Below are 20,771 nucleotides of genomic sequence, written 5' to 3'. Positions count from 1 at the left end.
GCTGACAGGATTGCGGCCGGCGGAGCCCAGATGAAATCCATTCTGCAGTCCGAAAAGCTCCTGTTGCTGGCCTGCGCGCTGGCCGCCGCCGGCTACCTGGCCGATTCCGGCGCAAGCGGTTACGGCCGCCTTGCCAGCCTGGTCGAGACTGCCGTTTTGATCACCGCCATCCTGGCCGCTTCGCTGAGCGTCGCCCGCCACGCCGAGCGTGTCGCGCAGAAGCTTGGCGACCCTTACGGCAGCATGATCCTGACGCTATCCGCCGTGCTGGTCGAAGTCATCGTGCTGGCAATCGTGTCCACCAAGGCCCACTCACCCACCCTGGTGCGCGACAGTATCTATTCGGCCGTCATGCTGGACATCAACGGCATCCTGGGCGTAGCCGCCCTGATCGGCGGTTTCAAGCACGGCGAGCAGGCATACAACGACGATTCCGCCCGAACTTACAGCGTGATGATCCTGACCGCGGTTACGGTCTCGATGATCATTCCCGAGTTCATTCCGCAGTCGCGCTGGCGCGCGTATAGCAGTTTCACGATTGCGGCCATGCTGCTCCTGTACGGCGTGTTCCTGCGCATGCAGACTGGCCCGCACAGCTACTTCTTCAGCTACAGCTATCCGGACAAGAAAACCCGCAGGCCCCTGCCAACCTCAGGCTACCCAACCCGAGGCCAATCGGCGGCGGTCATGGCGATCGGCATCATTGCCGTGGGCGCGCTTGCCGAACTGATGTCCCATTCCCTCGATCGCAGCCTGGAAGGCATCGAAGTGCCTCCTGGCTTGGTGGCACTGATCGTGGCCGGCATTTCCGCCGCGCCGGAAATGCTGACCGCATTGCGCGCGGCGCTCGCGAACCGGATGCAATCGGTGGTCAATATCGCGCTTGGCGCTTCGTTGTCCACGGTGATACTGACCGTGCCGGCGATGGAGGCCCTGGCCTTGATCACAGGTCAGCGCATCGTCATGGCCATGACGCCGGCGCAGACATTGATGATGCTCGTCACCCTGCTGGTGGCGGCAATCAACCTCAATGACGGCCAGACCAACGCGATCGAGGGCATGACCCATTTCATCCTGTTTGGCACCTTCCTCATGCTGCTGGGACTGGGCTTGTAGCGTTCTGACCCGGCTCAGGCGTTCAGATGCGGGCCAGGCGGCCGAATCCGGCGCCGTGAACAGGCGCGCCGCTCCCGAGTCCGGGCATAGGCAATTCTTGGGCCCAACCCGCCGCCAGGGCTTGCGCGACATGCACGGGATCTGCCGTCCTGGCGTGCTCGTTGCGGATGCGGCAGGTCTGCGGGTCCATGGCGAACAGGCCGCGCGCAGATACCCGCGCCTGTTCGATCAACTGCGTGGTCTTGGGAATGCGTATCTGCGCAAATTCACTCAGAGCCGCCGCCAGGCCCGCGTCCGGGCCGTTCAGGCATCGGGCCAGGTGCCAGGCATCCTCCAGCGCCTGGCACGCGCCCTGCCCCGAGGTCGGCAGGGGCGCGTGCGCGGCGTCGCCCACCAACAGCACGTTGCCCCGGCTCCAGCTTGTCAGGGGATCGAGGTCGTGCACGGCGATCAGGCGGATGGCGTGCGCCGGCGTCGCGCGGATGATGCGGGCGACAGGGTCGGGCCATATCCCGAACAACGCCTCGACCTCCTGGCGCAGGTCCGCCGCAGGCCCGGCCGCGGACAAGGGCCGCGCCTGCGCGCCCGCCCAGTAGACCAGGCCCGGCCGCACCGCCACGGCGCCAAAGCGCTCGCCCGCGCCCCAATAGTCCTGGATGGCGATTTCGTCGACCAGCACACCGTCCGCCTGCGCCACGCCTATCCAATTCACGAAGCCCTGATAAACCGGCGCGTTGTCTCCCGCGACGAATCGGCGCGCCACCGAATCCATGCGGCCATCGGCGCCGATGATCACGGCGCGGGTTCGGGCGCTGCTGGAATTGATGCAGGCGCGGCTGGGTGCGATGGGCCGCCGTTCCTGACGTTTCCCATCGGTAGCCAACGGATAGCGCAACCCGCCCTTATGGGCGCAGACCGAGTACCAACGCGCCAGACGCCAGGCTGGCCACCGCGATCAGCGCCCAAGCACGTTGCGCGCTGCGGGCGCCGAACACGCCTACGCCGATCGCCGTGTATACGACAAAGCTCAAAAGCGTTCCGCCGAGCACGCCGGCAGCCGGCGAGACGCCGGCCCTGGCAGGCCACGCCAGCGCCAGGACCGACATCGCCAGGGCGGATAACAGGTAGCCGCCCGCTGCCGCAGCCATCACGCGGCTCGCGATTCCCCAGCGATAAACTGCATCATCGTGGCTGGCAGGAGGCGCTTTGCGCGACGGCGGCGCGGCGACCGCTGGCACGGCCTTCCAGCGCCGCCCCAGCGCATGAGCCATGCAGGCCAGCAGCAGGCCAAACCCGAGCGCAGTGATCTCCACTGCCGCCTGCGGCCATTCTCCCCGGGCTGCATAGGTCCATGCATGCCGGCCCGTCGTCACCCAGTTCAATAGCGGCAGCCCCAGGCAGAGCACGGCAGCCGCAGCCAGTTGCTCGATCCATGCGCTGCGCGGCGCGCGCAACAGCGCATGGACCAGGGTCGCGGCCCACACGGCGAAGAAAATGCGGATCTCCCAGGCGCTGCGTTCCGGCCAGGCGGCGGGGATCAGGCGGTTCCCGTAAAAGTAGGCGATGCTTGCCACGGCGACGCCCGCCAGCGCCGCCACGTTCAATGCCTCCACGCAACGGTAGACCCGCGCCGTGCCCCTCCCGAATTCATGCTCGCTCTTCTTGCGCCGCTTGATGGAGTACAGCAGCGTGCCGATGGCGATCATGGCGGTTCCCATCAGGCCGCTGAAGAAATACAGCCACTTGATGGTCCATCCGCCAAAGTCTGCCTTGTGCAGGGTTTCGATCGTCTCATGGACCTGCTTTGCTTCAAACCCCTCGTGATGAGCGGGCACGACCTGCAAGACCGCTCCGCTCGCGCCATCGAACACGACGCGGCTGGCATCTGTGAGCAGGCGCGGGGCGGCGCCGGCCAGGGGCTTGCGCCCGGACACCAGGACGATGCCGCGCGCATCGCCGGGACGCTCTATCGTGAGGCGCGCCGCTTCCTGCCCGGTCAGTTCGCGCGCGCGCGACAGCAACGGGTATAGATCCGGAACCCCGTCCAAACCCGGCCCCGCGATGCGCGGCACAGGCTGCGCTGGCGCAAGCTCGGCCTGGTAGCGGCGATAGGCGCCGGCGTCTCCGCCATACGCCGCATGCAGCGGCCAGGGCATGTAACTGGTGTAGAAGAACGCCAGGCCCGTGTAGCCGATCATGAAGAGGAACGGCAGCGTCAGCACTGCCGTGGCGTTGTGCGCGTCCAGCCAGCTGCGCAGTCCCTTGCCCGGACGAAAAGTGAAAAAGTCCTTGAAGATGCGCTTGTGCACCACCACGCCGGAGACCAGCGCAACCAGCATGCACATGGATATCCAGCCCACCAGCCAGTAGCCCGGCAAGCCGCCGTGCAAGGTGTAGTGGAAGGACATGAAATGCCGGCCGCCCTCGGTCTCGCGGATCTGGGGCGGCGGCTGCACCGCGCCCGTGCGCGAGTCCAGCCAGATCTCTTGGCGGGCGCCGTCGTCGGTGCGCCAGGAAAGTTGCGCCGGCCAGCCGGGCCGGACCGGCAGGGAGATCTCCCAGGCGGAAGCCGCCGCCGCGCGGGACGACAGCTCCTGCGTGGCGCGCGGCAGCCACTGCCGGGCGTCCACGGCCGCGGCAGCGGGATCGGCGGGCGGCCCTGCTTCCATCCAGCGCGTGATGGGTTCCCGGAACACGCTGAGCGTGCCGGTCAGGAAGATCGCGCACAGTAGCCAGCCGCAGGTCAGGCCGCACCAGGTGTGCAGCCATGACATGCTTTGGCGAAATCCCCCTTTCACAACCGGGTCCGCAGGCCGCCGTGATCATCGGCCGACACGCGGCCGGTCACAGCGTACCCCGCAAGGTCAGCATCACGTTGCGAGGCTCGCCGTAGTGGTTGCCGCGCCGGATCTGGCTGACCATGCCGTAGTAGTCCTTGTCGAACACGTTCGCCACGTTCAGGCTGGCGGACCAGTGCTTGTTGATGCGATAGCCCGCGCGCAGGTCCCACACCGCGCGGCCGGGCGCGCCCATCCGCACCGACATGTCGTCATAGGCCTTGTACGAGTAGCCGCTTTGCGCCGACACGCCGCCGCCGACGCTGAAGGCGTTCCAGCGCCCCGGCAGCTGGTACGTGGTGGACAGGCGGAACAGATGGCGCGGGGTTTCCGCGCTGATCGTCTCGCCTTCGTCGTCGCGGCTGGTGACGTAGGTGTAGCCGGCCATCACTTGCCAACCCGGCGACAGTTCCCCGCTGGCTTCCAGTTCAAAGCCCTTGCTGCGCAGCGTCCCGCCGTTGCGATAGCAATTGGGCGAGGCCAGCGAGCCCGGGCAGTTTCCGGGGGCAGACAAGTCCTCCACTGCGATGCCGGACTTCTTCACGGTGAATACCGCTGCGGATACGTTCAGGCGTCCGTCGTAGAGTTCGCCCTTCACCCCCGCCTCGTAGTTGGCGCCGATGGACGGGTCCAGCGGCTTGCCCGAAGACGTTACGTAGGTGCTCTGCGGCTGGTAGGTGTCCGCATAACTGGTGTAGACCGACCATTGCTGGTCCAGGTCGTAGACCAGGCCGGCATAGGGCGTGAATTCGTGCTTCTGCTCATAGTCCCGGGTTCTCGCGCCCGTCAGACCATCGTCGGACCGGTACTTCAGCCAGCTGAACTTGCCTCCCAGCAGCAAATGCAACGGGTCCGCCAATTGCAGGCGCATGCTGCCGTACAGGCTGGTCTGCTCCAAACGCGACGTTTCCTTGCTGCCCCACGCTGGACGCGTGGGCTCAGGAATGGAGGAATGGTCCGGGTCGTACACGTTGATGGGCGAGTCGCTGTCCAGATTCGCCGACTTCTGGTTGACGCGCTGGCGCGACCAGCTGGTGCCAAGCAGAATCTGGTGCGTGCCGCCCAGCGCCTGGAAACTGCCCGTGGTGTTCAGATCGATGCCATCGCTTTTCACGCTCGCATTGTTGAAATAGATGGTATAGAAGCTGGAACCCACGCCGGTCGCCCGATCCACGCCGCCGACCGGAATGGCCACGCGCTGGTCCAGGTCGACCTCGGTGTGATTGAGCGACAGGCGCACTTTCCAGTCCTTGTCGAGCCGGTGCTCGGCTTCGGCGAACACTTCGTTCACCTGGCCCTTCTGCCGGTTCCAATCCTGGATCAGCGAGGTCGAGCGCGAAACGTCCAGCGCGCCGCCGTCGGTATAGCGCGGCAGGCCGAACAACCAATAGCCGTCCGTATCGGTGGCCTGGTGGCGCGCCCCGAACGTCAGCGTCGTGTCGCGCCCGAGATCGGCGTCGATCACGCCGTAGACCAGGGGCGATTTCGACTTCGTGCCATCGTAGAAGTAATGGCGATCCTGATAGGCAGTCACCAGGCGGCCGCGCACCGTGCCGGACTCGTTGAGCGGGCCGCCGCCATCGAGTTCCATGCGGTAGTTGTCCCAGGATCCCACCGTGGTGGAGCCCTCGAAATGGCCTTCGCCGCGCGGACGCTTGCGCACCATGTTGATCGCGCCGCTGGGATCCGCCGAGCCCAGCATCAAGCCGGCCGCGCCGCGCAGCACTTCCACACGATCGAAGACAGCGGTGTCGATGGGCAGCCAGCCCACCGGGGCATAGACCACGCCGGCCACGCCGTCGACCAGGTAATTGCTGTCGTCCACCGTGAAGCCGCGGATCGAGAACTTGTGGTTGCCGAAGTTTCTTGCCGTCTTGGTCACGCCGGTGGTCTGCGCCAGCGCCTCGTCCAGCGTGGTCAGGTTCTTGTCGTCCAGCAGCTGGCGCGTGAGCACGCTGACCGATTGCGGCGTCTCCTTGACCGACTGTGTCATCTTGCTGATCGTGATGGCGTCGCTCGTGTATGAGCCGGTTCCTTCGGTGGTGGGATTGCCCACGCCGCTGCCGGTGACTGTCACCGACTGCAGCGTGACAGCGTCGCCCGAGGCTTGCCCGACCACCGTCAAGGTGTACACATTCGGCCTGGCGCTGTTCACACGCACGTTGCTACCGGACAGCAACTGGTCCAGCGCTTCCCGCGGCGTGTAACGGCCGTTGACCGCTGGCGAGCGTTTGCCCGCCACCACGGCCTCGTCGAACAGCACCTGATGCCGGGACTGCTCCGAAAACATCCTCAAGGCATGCTCCAGCGGCTGAGCCGGAATGCTGAAATCCACCTGCGACGCTTGCGGCTGCGCATGCACCGCAGCGGGCCATGCCAGCGCAGCCAGCGCGCCCGCCACCATTGCCGGCATCGCCCTGAGCTGCATGCCCGTCGTCAACGCGCCGCCAACAAGCGCGCCCTTCAACAATCCCCGTCCCATTCCCGCTCCATCGTTGTTGGCCGCTACCGGCCTTGCGGGAGTAAACGGATTCCGGGGCGGGATTGGGAACCCGCACACCACATGCGAATAAAAATAATTTTCAGGCAGGCGCCTGGACGCTCAGCGATCCAGGATCAGGTAGCCGCCGTCGGGCGCGCGCTTGACCTGCACCGGGAGCAGATCCGGCAAGGCTTCCAGGAATGCGGCGGGCGCATTGGTCGCGGCAAAGCCCGAGACCGGCAGGGACTTCAGGCCCGGGCTGGCCAGCGCCACCGGCTTGCCCAGGTACTGCGCGACTTCCTGGACCACTTCGCCCAGCGGCGTGCGCCGGTACACCAGACGGCCATTGCGCCACCCGCCCACGCCGTCCGGCACCGCTGCCACTGCCTGATAGGTGGCGTTTCGCGCATCCACGGTCACGCCTTGCTCGGCGTTCAGCGACAATTCCGGCGTGGCCTTGTCGCGATCGGGCTGCACACGCACACGGCCGTGCGACACCTTGACGACGACCTGATCCGGGGTGTTGCGCACATTGAAGGCCGTGCCCACCACGGTGATCCGGCTTTGCCGTGCATCGACGGTGAACGGACGGCTGGTATCCGGCGCCACGTCGAAGAACCCTTCGCCCTGGTTCAACACCAGCTCGCGGCGCCGCGGGTAGTACCGGACCTCCAGCGTACTGCCGAAATTCAGCGCGACATGGGAGCCGTCGGGCAGGTCCAGCTGACGCACCTCTCCCGCCGCCGTGCTCACGCTCAACACATAACCGGGCGTGTTGTCCCAGCGATACCAACCGTAGCCGCCGCCCACGACCAGCGCCGCACAGGCGGCGGCGAAGGTCTTCGAAAAGACGGGTTGCCCCAGCAGCGCGCCCCAGAAACGCGGCTGGGTGGAGGCCTTCCGCGAGGCGCGTCGCGGCAAGCGCGGGGATGGACGGCTGGCCGCCTGCGCGTCGCGGGCCAAGACGGGGCGAGGCGCCTGCGACAGGTCATCCCAGGTCCGCGATACCCGCGAATAGGCCTGCCGATGCGCGGGCTGGGCGGCCAGCCAGGCATGCAATTCCTGCTCATCAGCGTCCGACCAGCTGGCGTCCTGGCGACGCACCAGCCATTCAGCCGCCGTTTCGTGCAAGGCGAGCGTGTCCGGCGAGGCAGAGGAAGACGGTTCGGTCATGACGAGGCGGAGTCGCTATTGTTGTTCTTGTCCAGGCCGGCGTCATCGCCAGCGGGCCGATGCAATTGCTGCATCTGGGCAACCGTAGCATAGTGCACGCGGACCTCGCAGTAAGCGATTGCCCGCGCCAGATGCTTGACCACCATGCGCCGCGATATCTGCATGCGGGCGGCGACTTCGTCCTGTGTCAATCCATCGAAACGGCTCAGCACAAAGGCTTCGCGCTGGCGTTCGGGGAGTTCCTGCAAGGCCTCGCCCAGGCGCGCCAACCGTTGCTGATGCGCGGCAGCGCGCATGGGACATGAAGCATCGCCCGCCGCCAGGGCCCGCACGCCCTCTTCTGCTTCATCGAGCGACACGGTCTGCAGGCGCCGCCCCGCCTTGCGCTCGCGGAATTCGTCCGCCACGCCGTTCAATACCGTCCTGCGCAGGTATGCGCCCTGCTCATCGGAAGAATCCAGCGCGGGATTGGCCGCCACCCATTTGACGACGCCATCGTGCAGCGCGTCCTCGGCGCTGCCGATGCTGCCCTTGAAGCGGGCCAGGCCGCGCATGAGCGGCAAGCGCCAGCGCGCATAGGCTTTGGCGATCGCGCTGGAATTTCCGTTCTGGTCGTCGGCGGATGCGGGCGTCGTGTCGGACGCCAGCAAAGGGTTGCGGCTCATGCGGCGCGGGTCGGTTGAAAGTGGCCGGATTGTACTGAGATTTATTCTCAGTCGCAATGCAGCGCACCCCCAGCCCGTTCACCCGTCAACCCTCGCGCCTCACGGCGCCACTTGATACCCGCGCTGCTGCATGCAATTGCTATATGTAGAGGCCGCTGCCGCATTCTGTTGCGACGCTTCGGCGCGATCCTGGCGGCGGTCCTGGCGTTGCCGCGAACCGCCCACGACCATCCCCGCCGCCGCCGCGTCTTTCGCCTGGTTCTGCCGGTACTGCTGTTTGGCGTCGTCGCTCATCCGGTCGTAGACCTCCTCGTGCTGATTGCCGCGCACGCTGGCTGCCGCCGCACCCGCAGCCGCGCCCGCAGCGGCGCCACGGACCCGTCCGCCGGATTTAGGATCGTTCGTGCTGGTGCTGGCGCTGGCGCCGCTGCCTGCCAGAGCCTGGCATGCGCTGATGTCCTGCTGGGTGGTTTGGGGCGACTGCCCTTTGAGCGGCGTTACCGTCTGTGCGGTGGCGCACAGGCAGAACAAGGAAAGAAGCGTTGCGGTACAGGGGTGTATGGACTTTTTCATGAAAAACTCCATTGAAGACAAGAAACCCACCACCTTCGAGTTTAGCGCCGCACATCGAAGCCAGCCCAGGAACTGCGCAGCGAAATCCTATGCCAAATGCCTGATTAACGCTGAAACCGCTTGATTGATGAACGGATTTGGCATTCCGGCAAGCTGGAACAATGCGGGGCGCGACCTGGAGCGGATTGGAATATTGAAGCAGGCAGCCTTGCTGCACGTAAGCACTTCAGTAGTGTGAGCAATAGATCAAGCGCAGCTTCGCCGCTCCTTTTGGCCATCCATTTCCAGGCACCCACGGACCGTGACAAGCAACAATCTACGAGAGATTATTCATTCGCTACGCGAACGGCTGACCACCGGCAGGCTCGGCGCCGGCATCGTCACTTCGATGACTGGCATGCTTGCCGCTGCCGGATACGAATACGACGTGGCCCGGTTTCCCGCGCTTCCTTCCAACCACGCCTGGCCCACCGATTTGCAGGACGCTCCGCAATCCCTGGCTGAGGCCCTGCTGTGGAAAATGGGCAAGTGGGAAGTCTATAGATCGTTCGTCGGATATGTCGCCGATGCCAACAGCGCGCCAAAGACCACCGACGTTGTTTTCTACGCGTTCGCAAAGCATCTTGCGAATTCATCCCGGCCCATCTACGACCAGCACGCCCTGCGCGCGCTCTGGGCCATCGACAGCGGCATGACCCATGGCCAGATCGGACTATGCCGCAGCCTCCTGGCCACTAGGGATGGAAAATGGAAAGCCTCGGCCAGCGGCGCAAGCACGTCCGAGGGATATCAACTCTATCTTGATCGCGTGGAGCGGATCCGCGATGAGAGCCTGACTCTGGATGCGCTCGACAAATTGCTGATGCCGCTGGGGCAGGCCCTGAAGCAACACACCGCAGACCGGGCCGACAAAGAGCGCACCACGCACATCACCGAGTTCAACCGGCTCGCCGGTCTTGCAGAGTGACGCCACGCGCCGCCGCATGACATGCCTGGACGCCCCACGGCCTCCAGGCCCCGGGGCTTAATTCGCCTTCTCGTCCTCGCCCTTGTAACCGCTGATATAAGCCCGCCCTGAGCAGCGCACGAAGGCCACGCAGGTCAGGCCGCCGCTCTTGGCGTCGCAGGTGGCGCGCGCTTCGTTGCGCGCGGCCACCGGATCGGGATTCTTCGCGGTAAAGCTGGTGCCGCGGCCCTTGCTGCCCTTGCCCCAGGCCATGCCGACGCAGGTGTCGGTATAGGTGAGCACCGTGCGGCAGCCCACGCAGTCTTCCCACTTGAGCAAGGCGTCGACCGCTTCCTTCTCGCTCGGATAGCCATCGGCATAGGTCAGCTGGCCCGAGTCCTTTTCAGCCACGGAGCCCCAGTAGCCGCGCGAATCCAGCTTGGCCGACAGGGCTTCGAGCTGGGCGGGCGTGGCGGTGTCGGGCGCCTTCAGGTCGGCTTCGCTGTAGCCCGGGCCGACGCACAGGGGCATGACAGCAAGCTTGCACTTGCCGTCGGCGCTGTCGTTGGTGCAGGTGCGGATGGCCTTCTTCGCGGCGACCTCCGACGACACGCTGGCGCCCCAGAACAGGTCGCCGCGCGAATTGCGCGAGAACGCCACGCAGCTGTCGGAGAATGAGGTGACGCTCTTGCAGCCCTTGCCCCCGGCCTTGTTGCACTTGGCCAGCGCGGCGTCCTGCGCTTCCTTGGTGGAGGTTTCGGGCATGACCCAATACAGCTTGGCGTGCGCTTCGTCGGTGGCCACGGCGCCGTACAGCGTGTCGGCGTGCGCCGCTGGGGCAGCCAAGCCCAGCGCCAGCGCGCCTGCGCCGGCCAATGCGGCCATGGTGGAACGGAACTGAACGAGCAATCGCGCGAGCATCATGGGTGTGCAATATCCAGTGGTTGTGGCGCCGTGCGCCTCGCGATCTGCCATCGCCAAGGCGCCCCCGGGGCGCAGAACGCGCGGATCGTAGCACGTTACAGTTTGTCTTCCTCTCCCCGCTTTCTCACGTTTCCAGGTATTACGTAACCAATTTTTCAGCGGGAGAAAGCCGATGCGCCACTATTTTTTCGTTAACATTCTGCCCTCGCAGCGCAGCGTCAGACGACCGCCTGCAGGTGTACGCCGCACTGCCAGTGCTCGGGCGCCGCGATACGACTAGTCACGAAACGAAACTAAAACAAGACAAAATCTTGCGGCCGCTGAATTATGTTCCGGCACGCCGGATCTTTGAGGGAGCTAGGGCTCAGCATGAATAAATCGCGACTCCGTTCGACCTGGTTGCTGGGCCGCGCCCTGCCGGCGGCCCTGGTCCTTGCCGCCTTGGCCGGCTGCGCGCCGATGCCCACGGGCGGCAGTTCCACGCTGCCCTCGCTGACCAACATTTTTTCGTCCGGGCTGTCGTTCTCCCCCAGCGTGAACGTGGCCAAGAACATGAAGGGCCGTCCGGTCGGCGACGCCATCACGGCGCTGGGCGAACCGTCGAAGAAGCGCGGCGTGGGCAACACGATGGAGCTCATCTGGTCGGACTACCAGACCGCGCCCTATACGGAATGGGTCTCGACCGGCACCTCCCAGCAGGTGGTGGGCATGATTCCGGCCACCTCGACCAGCGCCGCGACCCCCGTCTTCCAGAACACCAACCACGGCTATTACAACAACCGCACCAAGGTCTACGAATGCACCGTGGTGATGCGCATGCAGAACAGCGTCATCATCGACAGCCAGGTGGACGGCAATGTCTGCCCCGAATTCATCGCCGCGCTGCGCAAGTGGGCGGGCGAGCGTGAAGCCAACAACTACCGCAGCAATTAAGGCAGCGCCCCCTCTTGTCGAACAAACTCGGAGCCCGCCATTTCCTCGCGGCGACGGCTGACGCCATGCGCCAGCAGGGCCGCGCCATGCTGGCCGCGGCCCCCTTGTCGCTGGCGCTATTCATCCTGTCGCTGCCTTTCGCCTTGCTGATCACCAACCTGTTTCCGTACGGGAATGGGCTGTTCATGGCGCTGGCGCTGATCAACCTGATTGCGTTGGCGCGCATGACCTGCGCCTGGCATCGCGTCGTCCAGCCGGCGGACTTGACGGACGTCGGCGCCACCCGCGGCAGCGCGGCGCAGGCCCGTCATCTGGCGTTGCTCTGCGCGCTCGTCATTGCAGGCACTGCGATGGCCCGCGCCACCGGGGACCTGCCCTATGTGATCTACATGGTGCTGGCGGGATCGAATGACGCCGTGTTCTGGAGCGTCTTGTGCGCCGCGCTGGCGCTGATCTGGGTGCCCACGCTGTACGCGCTGGCAATGTATGGACTGAGCCTGCCGCGCGCGGCGGTAGCCGGCGAGTACCGTTTCCACGCCGCGCGCGCCGCCATGCCGTACAAGCCCTGGCCGCTGATGCTGGCGCTGCTCATGTTGATCGCGGCGGCCGGCCATGCCGGCTACATCCTGGGCATGCTCGCGTACGGCTACCCGGACGTTGGACTGGCGCGGGCAGCGATGAGCGCACTGCTCTGCGTCCCGCTCGTGTTTGTGGTGGCAACGATGTATGCGGTTGCCTATCGCGATTCCTGCGAACCGGCTGCGCGGACACTCTCCAGCCGTTCTTGAGCCCGAGCGCAGGCCGTCCAACGAGGCGTGAAGCACGTCTTTTGCTCCCATGCCCTAGTCCAGACCCGACGATCGCGGATACTCGATTTGGAGTATTGCCCGGCCACGCCAGAACTGCAAAAGTCGCTGACAGCGGTTCCCGGGCCACCGCGACGTCGATCATGATGCCGCAGGCCCCTCCCCCAAGTACTTGTGAGCACGAGGAATCAGGAGGTGTCGCCATGGACCCCAAGAGTTTTCATTTCCTGCTTCCAGCGGACAAGCGCCCGTCATTCAGCCCGCTGAACGAGGAGGTACACCCCGACTTCCCCTGGCTGACCGCGAATCGCGCTCGCTCGCGCGGAGCGGACGTCTTCGCGGTCATCGACACGATCGTGATCCACGCCACGGCGGGTTATGCCACGCAGCACGCCATTGACAACTGGAAAGTCAGAAAGGCGAGCGCCCACTGGATCGTCCCGGATGAAGACGAGCCGCAGCATGGCCACTTCGTCTGGTCCGTGGTCGCCGAAGCCAAGGCGGCATTCCATGTCGGGGACGTCAACTACGCGCCGCATCTGGGCCAGGGTCCGAACGTCAACAACCGCAGCCTGGGGATCGAGATCGTCAACACCCAGGATGTCCAGAATTACAAGGACCCCTATTCGGCTTGGCAAATCGAAGCGACGGCCCGGATCATTACCTATGCCTGGAGCAAGTATCCGAACCTGAAGCATGTCATTTCGCATGCCAAGCTGGACCCGAATCGCCGGTCGGATCCCGGAATCAACTTTCCCTGGTCCAAGCTGGAGAATCTGGTGTTGTCCCATACTGCGGTAGCGCAACGGAACCCGCTTGTGTTTGCCGCCTATGCCGGCGCGCCGCGAGCCGATTATCCGGGGAACTGCTGCGGGCCCTGATCGCGAAGCCGCTCGAAGCTGACATTTCACTGACTTAAAAACGCGAATAGTTTTTATTCATATAGAATCCGGACTGTCCGTAACCCCATAGCCTGGCAGTCCCGATGTCCCTGCCCCTTTCCACGGGCCCTCATTTCCCACGCAAACGCCTGGTCCTGATCGCCGCCGCGCTGGTCATATTGGCTGCCCTGGCGCTCTGGTACGTCGGGTCCAAGGGCACGCCCGCCGCGCGTCCGCCCGAGTATGGCCAGATCCCTGTCGCCGTCGCGGTCGAGGCCGCCAGCGCCGGTCCGCTGCAGCGCGACCTGCACGCGCTTGGCACCATCACGCCCCTGGCGCAGGTGACCCTGCGCAGCCAGGTCGACGGCGAATTGCTGAAACTGCATTTCACCGAAGGCCAGGCCGTGACGCGCGGCCAGTTGCTGGCGGAGATCGATGCGCGCCCCTACATTGCGGCGCTGGCCTCGGCCGAAGGCGAACTGGCGCGCACCCAGGCGCTGCTCGAGAACGCCGAGGCCGATCTGCAGCGCTACCGCAAGCTGGCGCGCCAGGAAGCGGTGTCGGGTCAGCAATTGGATACCGCCGAAGCCCAGGTGCGCGCCTATGCGGCCCAGCGGCTACGCAACCAGGCCCAGGTGGCCGACGCGCAGCGCCTGCTGGACCACACCCGTATCGTTGCGCCCCACGACGGCCGCATCGGGCTGCGCCGCATCGACGCCGGCAATCACGTGCGCGCGGCCGACGCCGACGGCCTGACCACGCTGGTCCAGACCCGGCCGATCTCGGCGCTCTTCAGCATTTCCGAAACGCGCCTGGACATCCTGCGCCAGGCCCAGGCGCGCGACGCCGCGCTGCGGGTCCAGGCCTGGGACGCGGACGACCGCCGTCTGCTGGCCGAAGGCACTTTGGAGGCGCTGGACAACCGCATCCAGGCCGCCAGCGGCACCGTCCGGCTACGCGCGCGCTTCGCCAACGCCGACGAATCGCTGTTTCCGAACCAGTTCGTGAACATCCGGCTGGCGGTGGTACAGCAGGACAACGTCATTTCCATTCCCACGGCCGCGGTGCAGTACGGCTCCGAGGGCGCCTTCGTGTTCGTGATCGGCGAGGACACGCGCGCCACGCGCCGCGTGCTGGAGCTGGGCCCGGCCAACGCTGGCCGCATCGTGGTGCAGGCCGGCCTGGCCGAAGGCGAACGCGTGGTGGTCGAAGGCGTGGACCGCCTGCACGACGGCCGCGACGTGCAAATTGTCGAATCGCAGAAATCATGAGCCTGTCGCGCCCCTTCATCCTGCGCCCCGTCGCCACGTCCTTCCTGATGATCGCCCTGCTGCTGTCGGGCATCCTGGCGTGGCGCATGTTGCCCGTGGCGGCGCTGCCGCAGGTGGATTACCCCATCATCCAGGTGACCACGCAGTACCCCGGCGCCAGTCCGAACGTGACGGCGCGCACCGTCACCGCGCCGCTGGAACGGCGCTTCGGGCAGATACCGGGCCTGAAGCAGATGTCCTCCACCAGCGGCAGCGGCATCTCGGTGATCACGCTGCAATTCGCGTTGGACGTGTCGCTGGGCGTGGCCGAGCAGGAAGTCCAGGCGGCCATCAGCGCCAGCGGCGCGCTGCTGCCCAATGACCTGCCGACGCCGCCCGTGTACCGCAAGGTCAACCCCGCCGACGTGCCTATCCTGACGCTGGCGGTCACGTCGGATTCCCTGCCCTTGCCCCAGGTCTACGACCTGGTCGACACCCGCATGACGCAGCGCCTGTCGCAGTTGTCCGGCGTGGGCATGGTCAGCCTGGCGGGCGGCCAGCGGCCGGCGGTGCGGGTGCAGGTCAATCCCATGGCGCTGGCCGCGCGCGGCCTGCAGCTGGCCGACGTGCAGGAAGCCATCAGCAAGGCCAATTCGAACCAGCCCAAGGGCAGCTTCGACGGGCCGGTGCGCTCGGTCATCATGGACGCCAACGACCAGCTGCAAAGCGCCGAGGAATACCGCGAACTGATCGTGGCCTGGCGCAACGGCGCGCCGGTGCGGCTGGGCCAGATTGCCACGGTCGAGGACGGGGCGGAAGACCGCTATCTGGCCGCCTGGGTCGACAAGCAGCCGGCCGTGCTGGTCAATATCCAGCGCCAGCCGGGCGCCAACGTCATCGCCGTGGCCGACCAGGTCAAGGCGCTGCTGCCGCAACTGACGGCCAGCCTGCCCGCCGCCGCGCAGGTCCGCGTGCTGACGGACCGCACCGAGAGCATCCGCGCATCGGTGCGCGGCGTGCAATGGGAACTGGCCTTCGCCGTGGGCCTGGTGGTGCTGGTGACGTTCCTGTTCCTGCGCAACCTGCCCGCCACGCTGATCCCCAGCCTGGCGGTCCCCTTGTCGCTGATCGGCACCTTCGGCTTCATGCATCTGGCGGGCTTCTCCACCAACAACCTGACGCTGATGGCCCTGACGATAGGCGCGGGCTTCGTGGTGGACGACGCCATCGTGATGCTGGAAAACATTGCGCGCTACCGCGAGCAAGGCCACAGCCCCATGTCGGCCGCGCTCAAGGGCGCCGGCCAGATCGGCTTCACGCTGGTGTCCCTGACGCTGTCGCTGATCGCCGTGCTGATTCCGCTGCTGTTCATGGAAGACGTGGTGGGCCGTCTGTTCCGCGAGTTCGCGGTGACGCTGGCGGTCGCCATCCTGATATCGCTGGCGGTGTCGCTGACGCTGACGCCGATGATGTGCGCGCGGCTGCTGCCCGCGCACGAAGCGACGCGCCCGGGGCTGCTGGACCGCATCCAGGCCGGCTACGCCCGTTGGCTGGACCTGACCTTGCGCCATCAACGGCTGACGCTGGCCGTGATGCTGGCGACGGTGGCGCTGACCGGGCTGCTGTACCTGGCCGTGCCGAAGGGCTTCTTCCCGACCCAGGACGGCGGCACGCTGCAAGGGGTCACGCAATCGTCCCAGAGCACCTCGTTCGACGCCATGTCGCGGCGCCAGCAGGCGGTGGCCGAGACACTGCTGGCCGACCCCGACGTGGCCAGCCTGTCGTCCTTCATCGGCATCGACGGCATGAACACCACCTTGAATACCGGCCGCTTGCTGATCAACCTGAAACCCTGGTCGGACCGCAGCGCGCCGCTGGCGGACATCATGGCGCGGCTGGATGCGCTCGCCCGCGAGGTCCAGGGCATCTCGCTCTATCTGCAGCCGGTGCAGGAACTCAATATCGAGGACCGCGTGAGCCGCGGCCAGTACCAGTTCACGCTGACCTCCCCCGACAGCGCGCTGTTGGCGCGCTGGACCCATGCCCTGGCCGAACGCCTGGCGCAGTCGCCCGCGCTGGCCGACGTTTCCACCGACCTGCAAGGCGACGGCCGCCAGGCCTACCTGCAGGTCTCTCGCGACGCCGCCGCCCGCCTGGGCGTGACGATGGACGACGTGGCGCAGACCCTCTACAACGCCTTTGGGCAGCGCCAGGTGGCCACCCTGTTCACGCAGTCCAACCAGTACCGGGTCGTGCTGGAAGTGGACCGCAAGCTGGCGCTGAACGCGGACGCGCTGGAACGCATCCATCTGCAGACCGAGGACGGCCAGGCGATCCCGCTGTCGGCGCTGGCCACCGTCAGCGAACGCGCGGCGCCGCTGGCCGTGAACCACCTGTCGCAGTTCCCCGCGGTCAATCTGTCCTTCAACCTGCCCGCCGGCGGCTCCCTGGGAGAGGCCATCGCCGCCATCGAATCGGCGCGGCAGGAGATCGGCATGCCGGTCAGCGTGGAGCTGCGCTTGCAGGGGGCTGCCGCGGCCTTCCAGGCCTCGCTGTCGAACACGCTGTGGCTGATGCTGGCCGCGGTGGTCACCATGTACCTGGTGCTGGGCATGCTGTATGAAAGCGCCATCCACCCGGTGACCATCCTGTCCACCCTGCCCTCGGCCGCGGTGGGCGCCTTCCTGGCGCTGCTGCTTACCGGGCGTCCGCTGGACCTGATCGCCGTCATCGGCATCATCCTGCTGATCGGGCTGGTGAAGAAGAACGGCATCATGATGGTGGACTTTGCCCTGGAGGCAGAACGCTCGCGCGGCCTGGCGCCGCAGGCCGCCATCCGCGAAGCCGCGCTGCTGCGCCTGCGTCCCATCCTGATGACGACGCTGGCCGCGCTTTTCGGCGCGCTGCCGCTGATGCTGGCCACGGGCTCGGGCGCGGAACTGCGCCAACCGCTGGGCTGGGTCATGGTGGGCGGACTGCTGGTCAGCCAGGTGCTGACCCTGTTCACCACGCCCGCCGTGTACTTGTTCTTCCACCGCCTGGGCCTGCGCCGCGGCGCCGCAGCCGCCAAACCCGGGGTTGAAGGCCCCGCGCCATGATCCGCGCCTTGCTGCACCGCCCGACCGCCTGCATCTTCCTGGCGATCGCGCTGACCCTGCTGGGCGCGGTCGCGTGGCGGCTGCTGCCGGTTGCGCCCCTGCCCCAGGTCGACTTTCCCACCATCGAGGTGCGCGCCGAACTGCCGGGCGCCAGTCCAGAAAGCATGGCCAGCACCGTGGCCGCGCCGCTGGAGCGCGCGCTGGGCAGCATCGCGGGCGTCAGCGCCATGACGTCCTCCAGCAACCAGGGCGCGACCCGCGTACAGCTGCAGTTCGACCTGGATCGCGACATCAACGAGGCCGCGCGCGACGTGCAGGCGGCCATCAACGCGGCCCGCGCCGAGCTGCCCGCCGGCATGCCGGGCAATCCCAGCTATCGCAAGGTCAACCCGTCCCAGGCGCCCATCATGGCGCTGGCGCTCAGTTCGCCCACCCGTCCCGCGGGCGAACTCTACGACCTGGGCTCGACCGTGCTGGCGCAGAAGATATCGCAGATCAACGGCGTGGGCGAAGTGACCATGGGCGGCAGCTCCCTGCCCGCGGTGCGCGTACAGGTCAATTCCAACGCCCTGGCCCACTATGGCGTGGCGCTGGATGAAGTGCGCCAGGCCATCGCCGACGCCGCGCCCATGCGGCCGCAAGGCCAGCTGGATTCCGCCAGCCGGCGCTGGGAAGTCGGTACGCCCGAACAACCCCGCGCCGCGGGGGACTACGAAAGCCTGATCGTGCGCCACCAGGACGGCGCCGTGATCCGGCTGTCGCAGATCGCACGCGTCAGCGATTCCGTCGAAAACCGCTACAGCAGCGGCTTTCACAACCGCAACCCGGCCGTGGTCCTGACAATCAGCCGCCAGCCCGGTTCGAACATCATCGAAACCATAGGCGCCATCAACCAGGCCCTGCCCGGCCTGCGCGCGCTGATGCCGGCCGACGTGGACCTGACCGTGGCGCTGGACCGCTCGCCTGGCATCAACGCCACCTTGCGCGAAGCGCACATCACGCTGGGGCTGGCCACCGCGCTGGTGATCCTGGTGGTGTGGGCGTTCCTGGGCAATGCACGCGCGGCGGCCATCCCCAGCGTGGCGATTCCGGTGTGCCTGATCGCCACCTTCGCCGTCATGTACCTGTGGGGCTTTTCGCTGAACAATCTGTCGCTGATGGCGCTGATCGTCGCGGCCGGCCTGGTGGTGGACGATGCCATCGTGGTGCTGGAGAACATCTCGCGCCATATCGAGCGCGGCCTCTCGCCGCGCAAGGCCGCGCTGCGCGGCGTGCGCGAAGTAGGCTTCACGCTGGTGGCCATGACCGTGGCGCTGAGCGTGGTTTTCGTCTCCATCCTGTTCATGGGCGGCCTGGTCGAGCGGCTGTTCCGCGAGTTCTCCATCACCCTGGTCGCCGCCACCGTCATCTCGCTGGTGGTCTCGGTCGCCATCATCCCCAGCCTGTGCGCCCGCTGGCTCAGGCCCGCCGTTCCCGCCGCGCACATGGCGAACGCGCGTCCATCGCGCATGCAGGCGATCTTCGAACGCCTGCATGCCTGGTACGGCAACACCCTGTGGCGGGTGCTGGGCCATGCCCGCCTGACGCTATTGCTGCTGGCCGGCGTGGTGGGGCTGAATGTCTACCTGTACGTGCAGGCGCCCAAGGGCTTCCTGCCGGTGCAGGACACCGGCCAGTTGGTGGGCTTCGTGCGCGGCGACGACGGCTTCTCGTTCCAGGTCATGCAGCCCAAGATCGACCAGTACCGCCAACTGGTGCTCAAGCATCCGGCGGTGCAGGACGTCATCGGCTACAACGGCGGCAGCCTGGGCATCAGCAATTCCCTGTTCCTGATCCGCCTGAAGCCCGCCGCCGAACGCCAGGAATCGTCGACCGAGGTCATCAACTGGCTGCGCACCAATGCGCCGGCAGTGCCGGGCGGCATGTTCTTCCTGAACGTGGACCAGGACCTGCGCATGCCCGGCGGGTTCGGTAATTCGGGCGACCATGAACTGGCCATCATGGCCAGCGACGTGCCGGCGCTGCGGCAATGGTCGCGCAAGATCTCCAAGGCCATGCAGGAGATCCCCGAACTGCGCGACGTCGACGCGGAAGGCGACGGCGCCACCCAGCAGGTCGTGATCGACATAGACCGCGCCGCCGCGCAGCGCCTGGGCGTGGACCTGGGCACCATCAGCAGCGTGCTCAGCAACTCGTTCAGCCAGCGCCAGGTCGCCACGCTGTACGACGCCATGAACCAGTACCGCGTGGTGCTGGAGCTGGACCCGCGCTACACCGAGGACCCCGAGGTGCTGGAGCAGGTGCAGGTGGTCGCCGCCGACGGCACGCGCGTGCCGCTGACGGCCTTCGCCACCTATGACTACGGCCTGGTGAACGACCGCGTGTTCCATGATGGCCTGTTCGCCGCCGTGGGCGTGGGCTTTTCACTGGCCGAGGGCGTATCGCTGCAACAGGCCCTGGCCGCCATCGACAAGACCATGGCCGAGCTGATGGTGCCCTCGTACATCCAGACCCGCCTGGGCGGCGATGCGCGCAACTTCCAGCAAAGCCTTCAGGACCAGCCCTGGCTGATCCTGGCGGTGCTGGTCGCGATCTACCTGGTGCTGGGCATCCTGTACGAAAGCCCGCTGCATCCGCTCACCATCCTGTCGACCTTGCCGTCCGCCGGCGTGGGCGCGCTGCTGGCGCTGCGCCTGGCCGGCATCGAATTCACGCTGATCGCGCTCTTGGGACTGTTCCTGCTGGTGGGCATCGTCATGAAGAACGCCATCCTGATGATCGACTTCGCGCTCAGCCTGGAACGGCGCGAAGGGCTGACGCCGGAACAAGCCATCCACCGCGCCGCCATGCTGCGGCTGCGGCCCATCGTCATGACCAACCTGGCGGGGCTGCTGGGCGCCCTGCCCCTGGTGCTGGGTATGGGCGAAGGCTCCGAGCTGCGCCGCCCGCTGGGCATCGCCATCGTCGGCGGGCTGATGATCAGCCAGTTCTTGACGCTGTACACCACGCCGATCGTGTATCTGGCGCTGGAGAGGCTGCGGTTGAAGTGGAAGGCTGGCCGGCTGCGTCCTGGCCCCGAGGCCTGAA

14 protein-coding genes and 1 pseudogene are annotated in these 20,771 nt (G+C 66.5%); 8 read left to right on the top strand and 7 right to left on the bottom strand.

The annotated features are described in order from the left end of the window. Positions 1-30 precede the first annotated feature (30 nt). The gene (locus AC1RHV_RS02130) at positions 31-1,116 is read left to right on the top strand and encodes a calcium:cation antiporter (protein WP_054454757.1); all 1,086 of its coding nucleotides are present in this window, start codon (positions 31-33) and stop codon (positions 1,114-1,116) included. 22 nt (positions 1,117-1,138) lie between these two features. Here the strand turns inward: AC1RHV_RS02130 and AC1RHV_RS02125 are convergent. The 6 genes and pseudogenes from AC1RHV_RS02125 to AC1RHV_RS02100 form a co-directional block, all read right to left on the bottom strand. Continuing rightward, positions 1,139-1,912, bottom strand: a pseudogene (locus AC1RHV_RS02125) (FAD-dependent monooxygenase); the annotation flags it as partial. Between the two features lie 106 nt (positions 1,913-2,018). Continuing rightward, positions 2,019-3,890, bottom strand: coding sequence for a PepSY-associated TM helix domain-containing protein (locus AC1RHV_RS02120; RefSeq protein ID WP_492299650.1), 1,872 nt, complete (start codon positions 3,888-3,890; stop codon positions 2,019-2,021). A 70-nt stretch (positions 3,891-3,960) separates the two neighbouring features. Then, on the bottom strand, positions 3,961-6,435 hold the full coding sequence (locus tag AC1RHV_RS02115; RefSeq protein WP_492299649.1) for a TonB-dependent siderophore receptor: 2,475 nt from the start codon (positions 6,433-6,435) through the stop codon (positions 3,961-3,963). Positions 6,436-6,555: 120 nt separating this feature from the next. Continuing rightward, on the bottom strand, positions 6,556-7,608 hold the full coding sequence (locus AC1RHV_RS02110) for a FecR family protein (RefSeq protein ID WP_492299648.1): 1,053 nt from the start codon (positions 7,606-7,608) through the stop codon (positions 6,556-6,558). Beyond that, positions 7,605-8,273 carry an RNA polymerase sigma factor gene (locus tag AC1RHV_RS02105; RefSeq protein WP_054454765.1) on the bottom strand — a complete coding sequence of 223 codons (669 nt, stop codon included), beginning with the start codon at positions 8,271-8,273 and terminating at the stop codon, positions 7,605-7,607. Before AC1RHV_RS02105 ends, AC1RHV_RS02110 begins: the two co-directional genes overlap by 4 nt. A gap of 99 nt (positions 8,274-8,372) precedes the next feature. Continuing rightward, the gene (locus AC1RHV_RS02100) at positions 8,373-8,846 is read right to left on the bottom strand and encodes a hypothetical protein (RefSeq protein ID WP_460359923.1); all 474 of its coding nucleotides are present in this window, start codon (positions 8,844-8,846) and stop codon (positions 8,373-8,375) included. Positions 8,847-9,147: 301 nt separating this feature from the next. Here AC1RHV_RS02100 and AC1RHV_RS02095 point away from each other — a divergent pair, with 301 nt between their 5' ends. Beyond that, entirely contained in the window at positions 9,148-9,813 is a 666-nt protein-coding gene (locus AC1RHV_RS02095; RefSeq protein ID WP_156337385.1) for a hypothetical protein, read from the top strand. Positions 9,814-9,870: 57 nt separating this feature from the next. Here AC1RHV_RS02095 and AC1RHV_RS02090 read toward each other — a convergent pair whose 3' ends face one another. Then, positions 9,871-10,716 carry a DUF4189 domain-containing protein gene (locus tag AC1RHV_RS02090; protein WP_492299647.1) on the bottom strand — a complete coding sequence of 282 codons (846 nt, stop codon included), beginning with the start codon at positions 10,714-10,716 and terminating at the stop codon, positions 9,871-9,873. Between the two features lie 369 nt (positions 10,717-11,085). Between AC1RHV_RS02090 and AC1RHV_RS02085 the strand changes: the two genes are divergently transcribed. The 6 genes from AC1RHV_RS02085 to AC1RHV_RS02060 all read left to right on the top strand — a co-directional run bounded on the left by AC1RHV_RS02085 (position 11,086) and on the right by AC1RHV_RS02060 (position 20,770). Then, positions 11,086-11,649 carry a hypothetical protein gene (locus tag AC1RHV_RS02085; protein ID WP_054454773.1) on the top strand — a complete coding sequence of 188 codons (564 nt, stop codon included), beginning with the start codon at positions 11,086-11,088 and terminating at the stop codon, positions 11,647-11,649. Between the two features lie 14 nt (positions 11,650-11,663). Then, positions 11,664-12,437, top strand: coding sequence for a hypothetical protein (locus AC1RHV_RS02080; RefSeq protein WP_175180849.1), 774 nt, complete (start codon positions 11,664-11,666; stop codon positions 12,435-12,437). A 221-nt stretch (positions 12,438-12,658) separates the two neighbouring features. Continuing rightward, on the top strand, positions 12,659-13,336 hold the full coding sequence (locus tag AC1RHV_RS02075) for an N-acetylmuramoyl-L-alanine amidase (protein ID WP_054454776.1): 678 nt from the start codon (positions 12,659-12,661) through the stop codon (positions 13,334-13,336). Positions 13,337-13,440: 104 nt separating this feature from the next. After that, the gene (locus AC1RHV_RS02070) at positions 13,441-14,607 is read left to right on the top strand and encodes an efflux RND transporter periplasmic adaptor subunit (RefSeq protein ID WP_054454777.1); all 1,167 of its coding nucleotides are present in this window, start codon (positions 13,441-13,443) and stop codon (positions 14,605-14,607) included. Next, positions 14,604-17,684, top strand: coding sequence for a multidrug efflux RND transporter permease subunit (locus AC1RHV_RS02065; RefSeq protein WP_492299646.1), 3,081 nt, complete (start codon positions 14,604-14,606; stop codon positions 17,682-17,684). Before AC1RHV_RS02070 ends, AC1RHV_RS02065 begins: the two co-directional genes overlap by 4 nt. Further along, positions 17,681-20,770 (top strand): efflux RND transporter permease subunit, encoded by a 3,090-nt coding sequence (locus AC1RHV_RS02060; protein ID WP_492299645.1) that lies wholly within the window; start codon positions 17,681-17,683, stop codon positions 20,768-20,770. Before AC1RHV_RS02065 ends, AC1RHV_RS02060 begins: the two co-directional genes overlap by 4 nt. Position 20,771: the final 1 nt, after the last annotated feature.

The sequence above is a fragment of the Achromobacter sp. GW823-FHT04E03 genome (assembly GCF_058796095.1).
The sequence above is the reverse complement of the archived record's forward strand: the minus strand, read 5'-3'. Positions and strand labels throughout refer to the sequence as shown.

What these genes read in the sequence shown, in the direction of transcription:
- AC1RHV_RS02070 (WP_054454777.1), top strand. Translation starts at nt 13,441, where the DNA reads ATGTCCCTGCCCCTTTCCACGGGCCCTCATTTCCCACGCAAACGCCTG.
- AC1RHV_RS02120 (WP_492299650.1), bottom strand. Translation starts at nt 3,890, where the DNA reads ATGTCATGGCTGCACACCTGGTGCGGCCTGACCTGCGGCTGGCTACTG.
- AC1RHV_RS02090 (WP_492299647.1), bottom strand. Translation starts at nt 10,716, where the DNA reads ATGATGCTCGCGCGATTGCTCGTTCAGTTCCGTTCCACCATGGCCGCA.
- AC1RHV_RS02085 (WP_054454773.1), top strand. Translation starts at nt 11,086, where the DNA reads ATGAATAAATCGCGACTCCGTTCGACCTGGTTGCTGGGCCGCGCCCTG.
- AC1RHV_RS02110 (WP_492299648.1), bottom strand. Translation starts at nt 7,608, where the DNA reads ATGACCGAACCGTCTTCCTCTGCCTCGCCGGACACGCTCGCCTTGCAC.
- AC1RHV_RS02115 (WP_492299649.1), bottom strand. Translation starts at nt 6,435, where the DNA reads ATGGGACGGGGATTGTTGAAGGGCGCGCTTGTTGGCGGCGCGTTGACG.
- AC1RHV_RS02100 (WP_460359923.1), bottom strand. Translation starts at nt 8,846, where the DNA reads ATGAAAAAGTCCATACACCCCTGTACCGCAACGCTTCTTTCCTTGTTC.
- AC1RHV_RS02130 (WP_054454757.1), top strand. Translation starts at nt 31, where the DNA reads ATGAAATCCATTCTGCAGTCCGAAAAGCTCCTGTTGCTGGCCTGCGCG.
- AC1RHV_RS02105 (WP_054454765.1), bottom strand. Translation starts at nt 8,273, where the DNA reads ATGAGCCGCAACCCTTTGCTGGCGTCCGACACGACGCCCGCATCCGCC.
- AC1RHV_RS02060 (WP_492299645.1), top strand. Translation starts at nt 17,681, where the DNA reads ATGATCCGCGCCTTGCTGCACCGCCCGACCGCCTGCATCTTCCTGGCG.
- AC1RHV_RS02065 (WP_492299646.1), top strand. Translation starts at nt 14,604, where the DNA reads ATGAGCCTGTCGCGCCCCTTCATCCTGCGCCCCGTCGCCACGTCCTTC.
- AC1RHV_RS02075 (WP_054454776.1), top strand. Translation starts at nt 12,659, where the DNA reads ATGGACCCCAAGAGTTTTCATTTCCTGCTTCCAGCGGACAAGCGCCCG.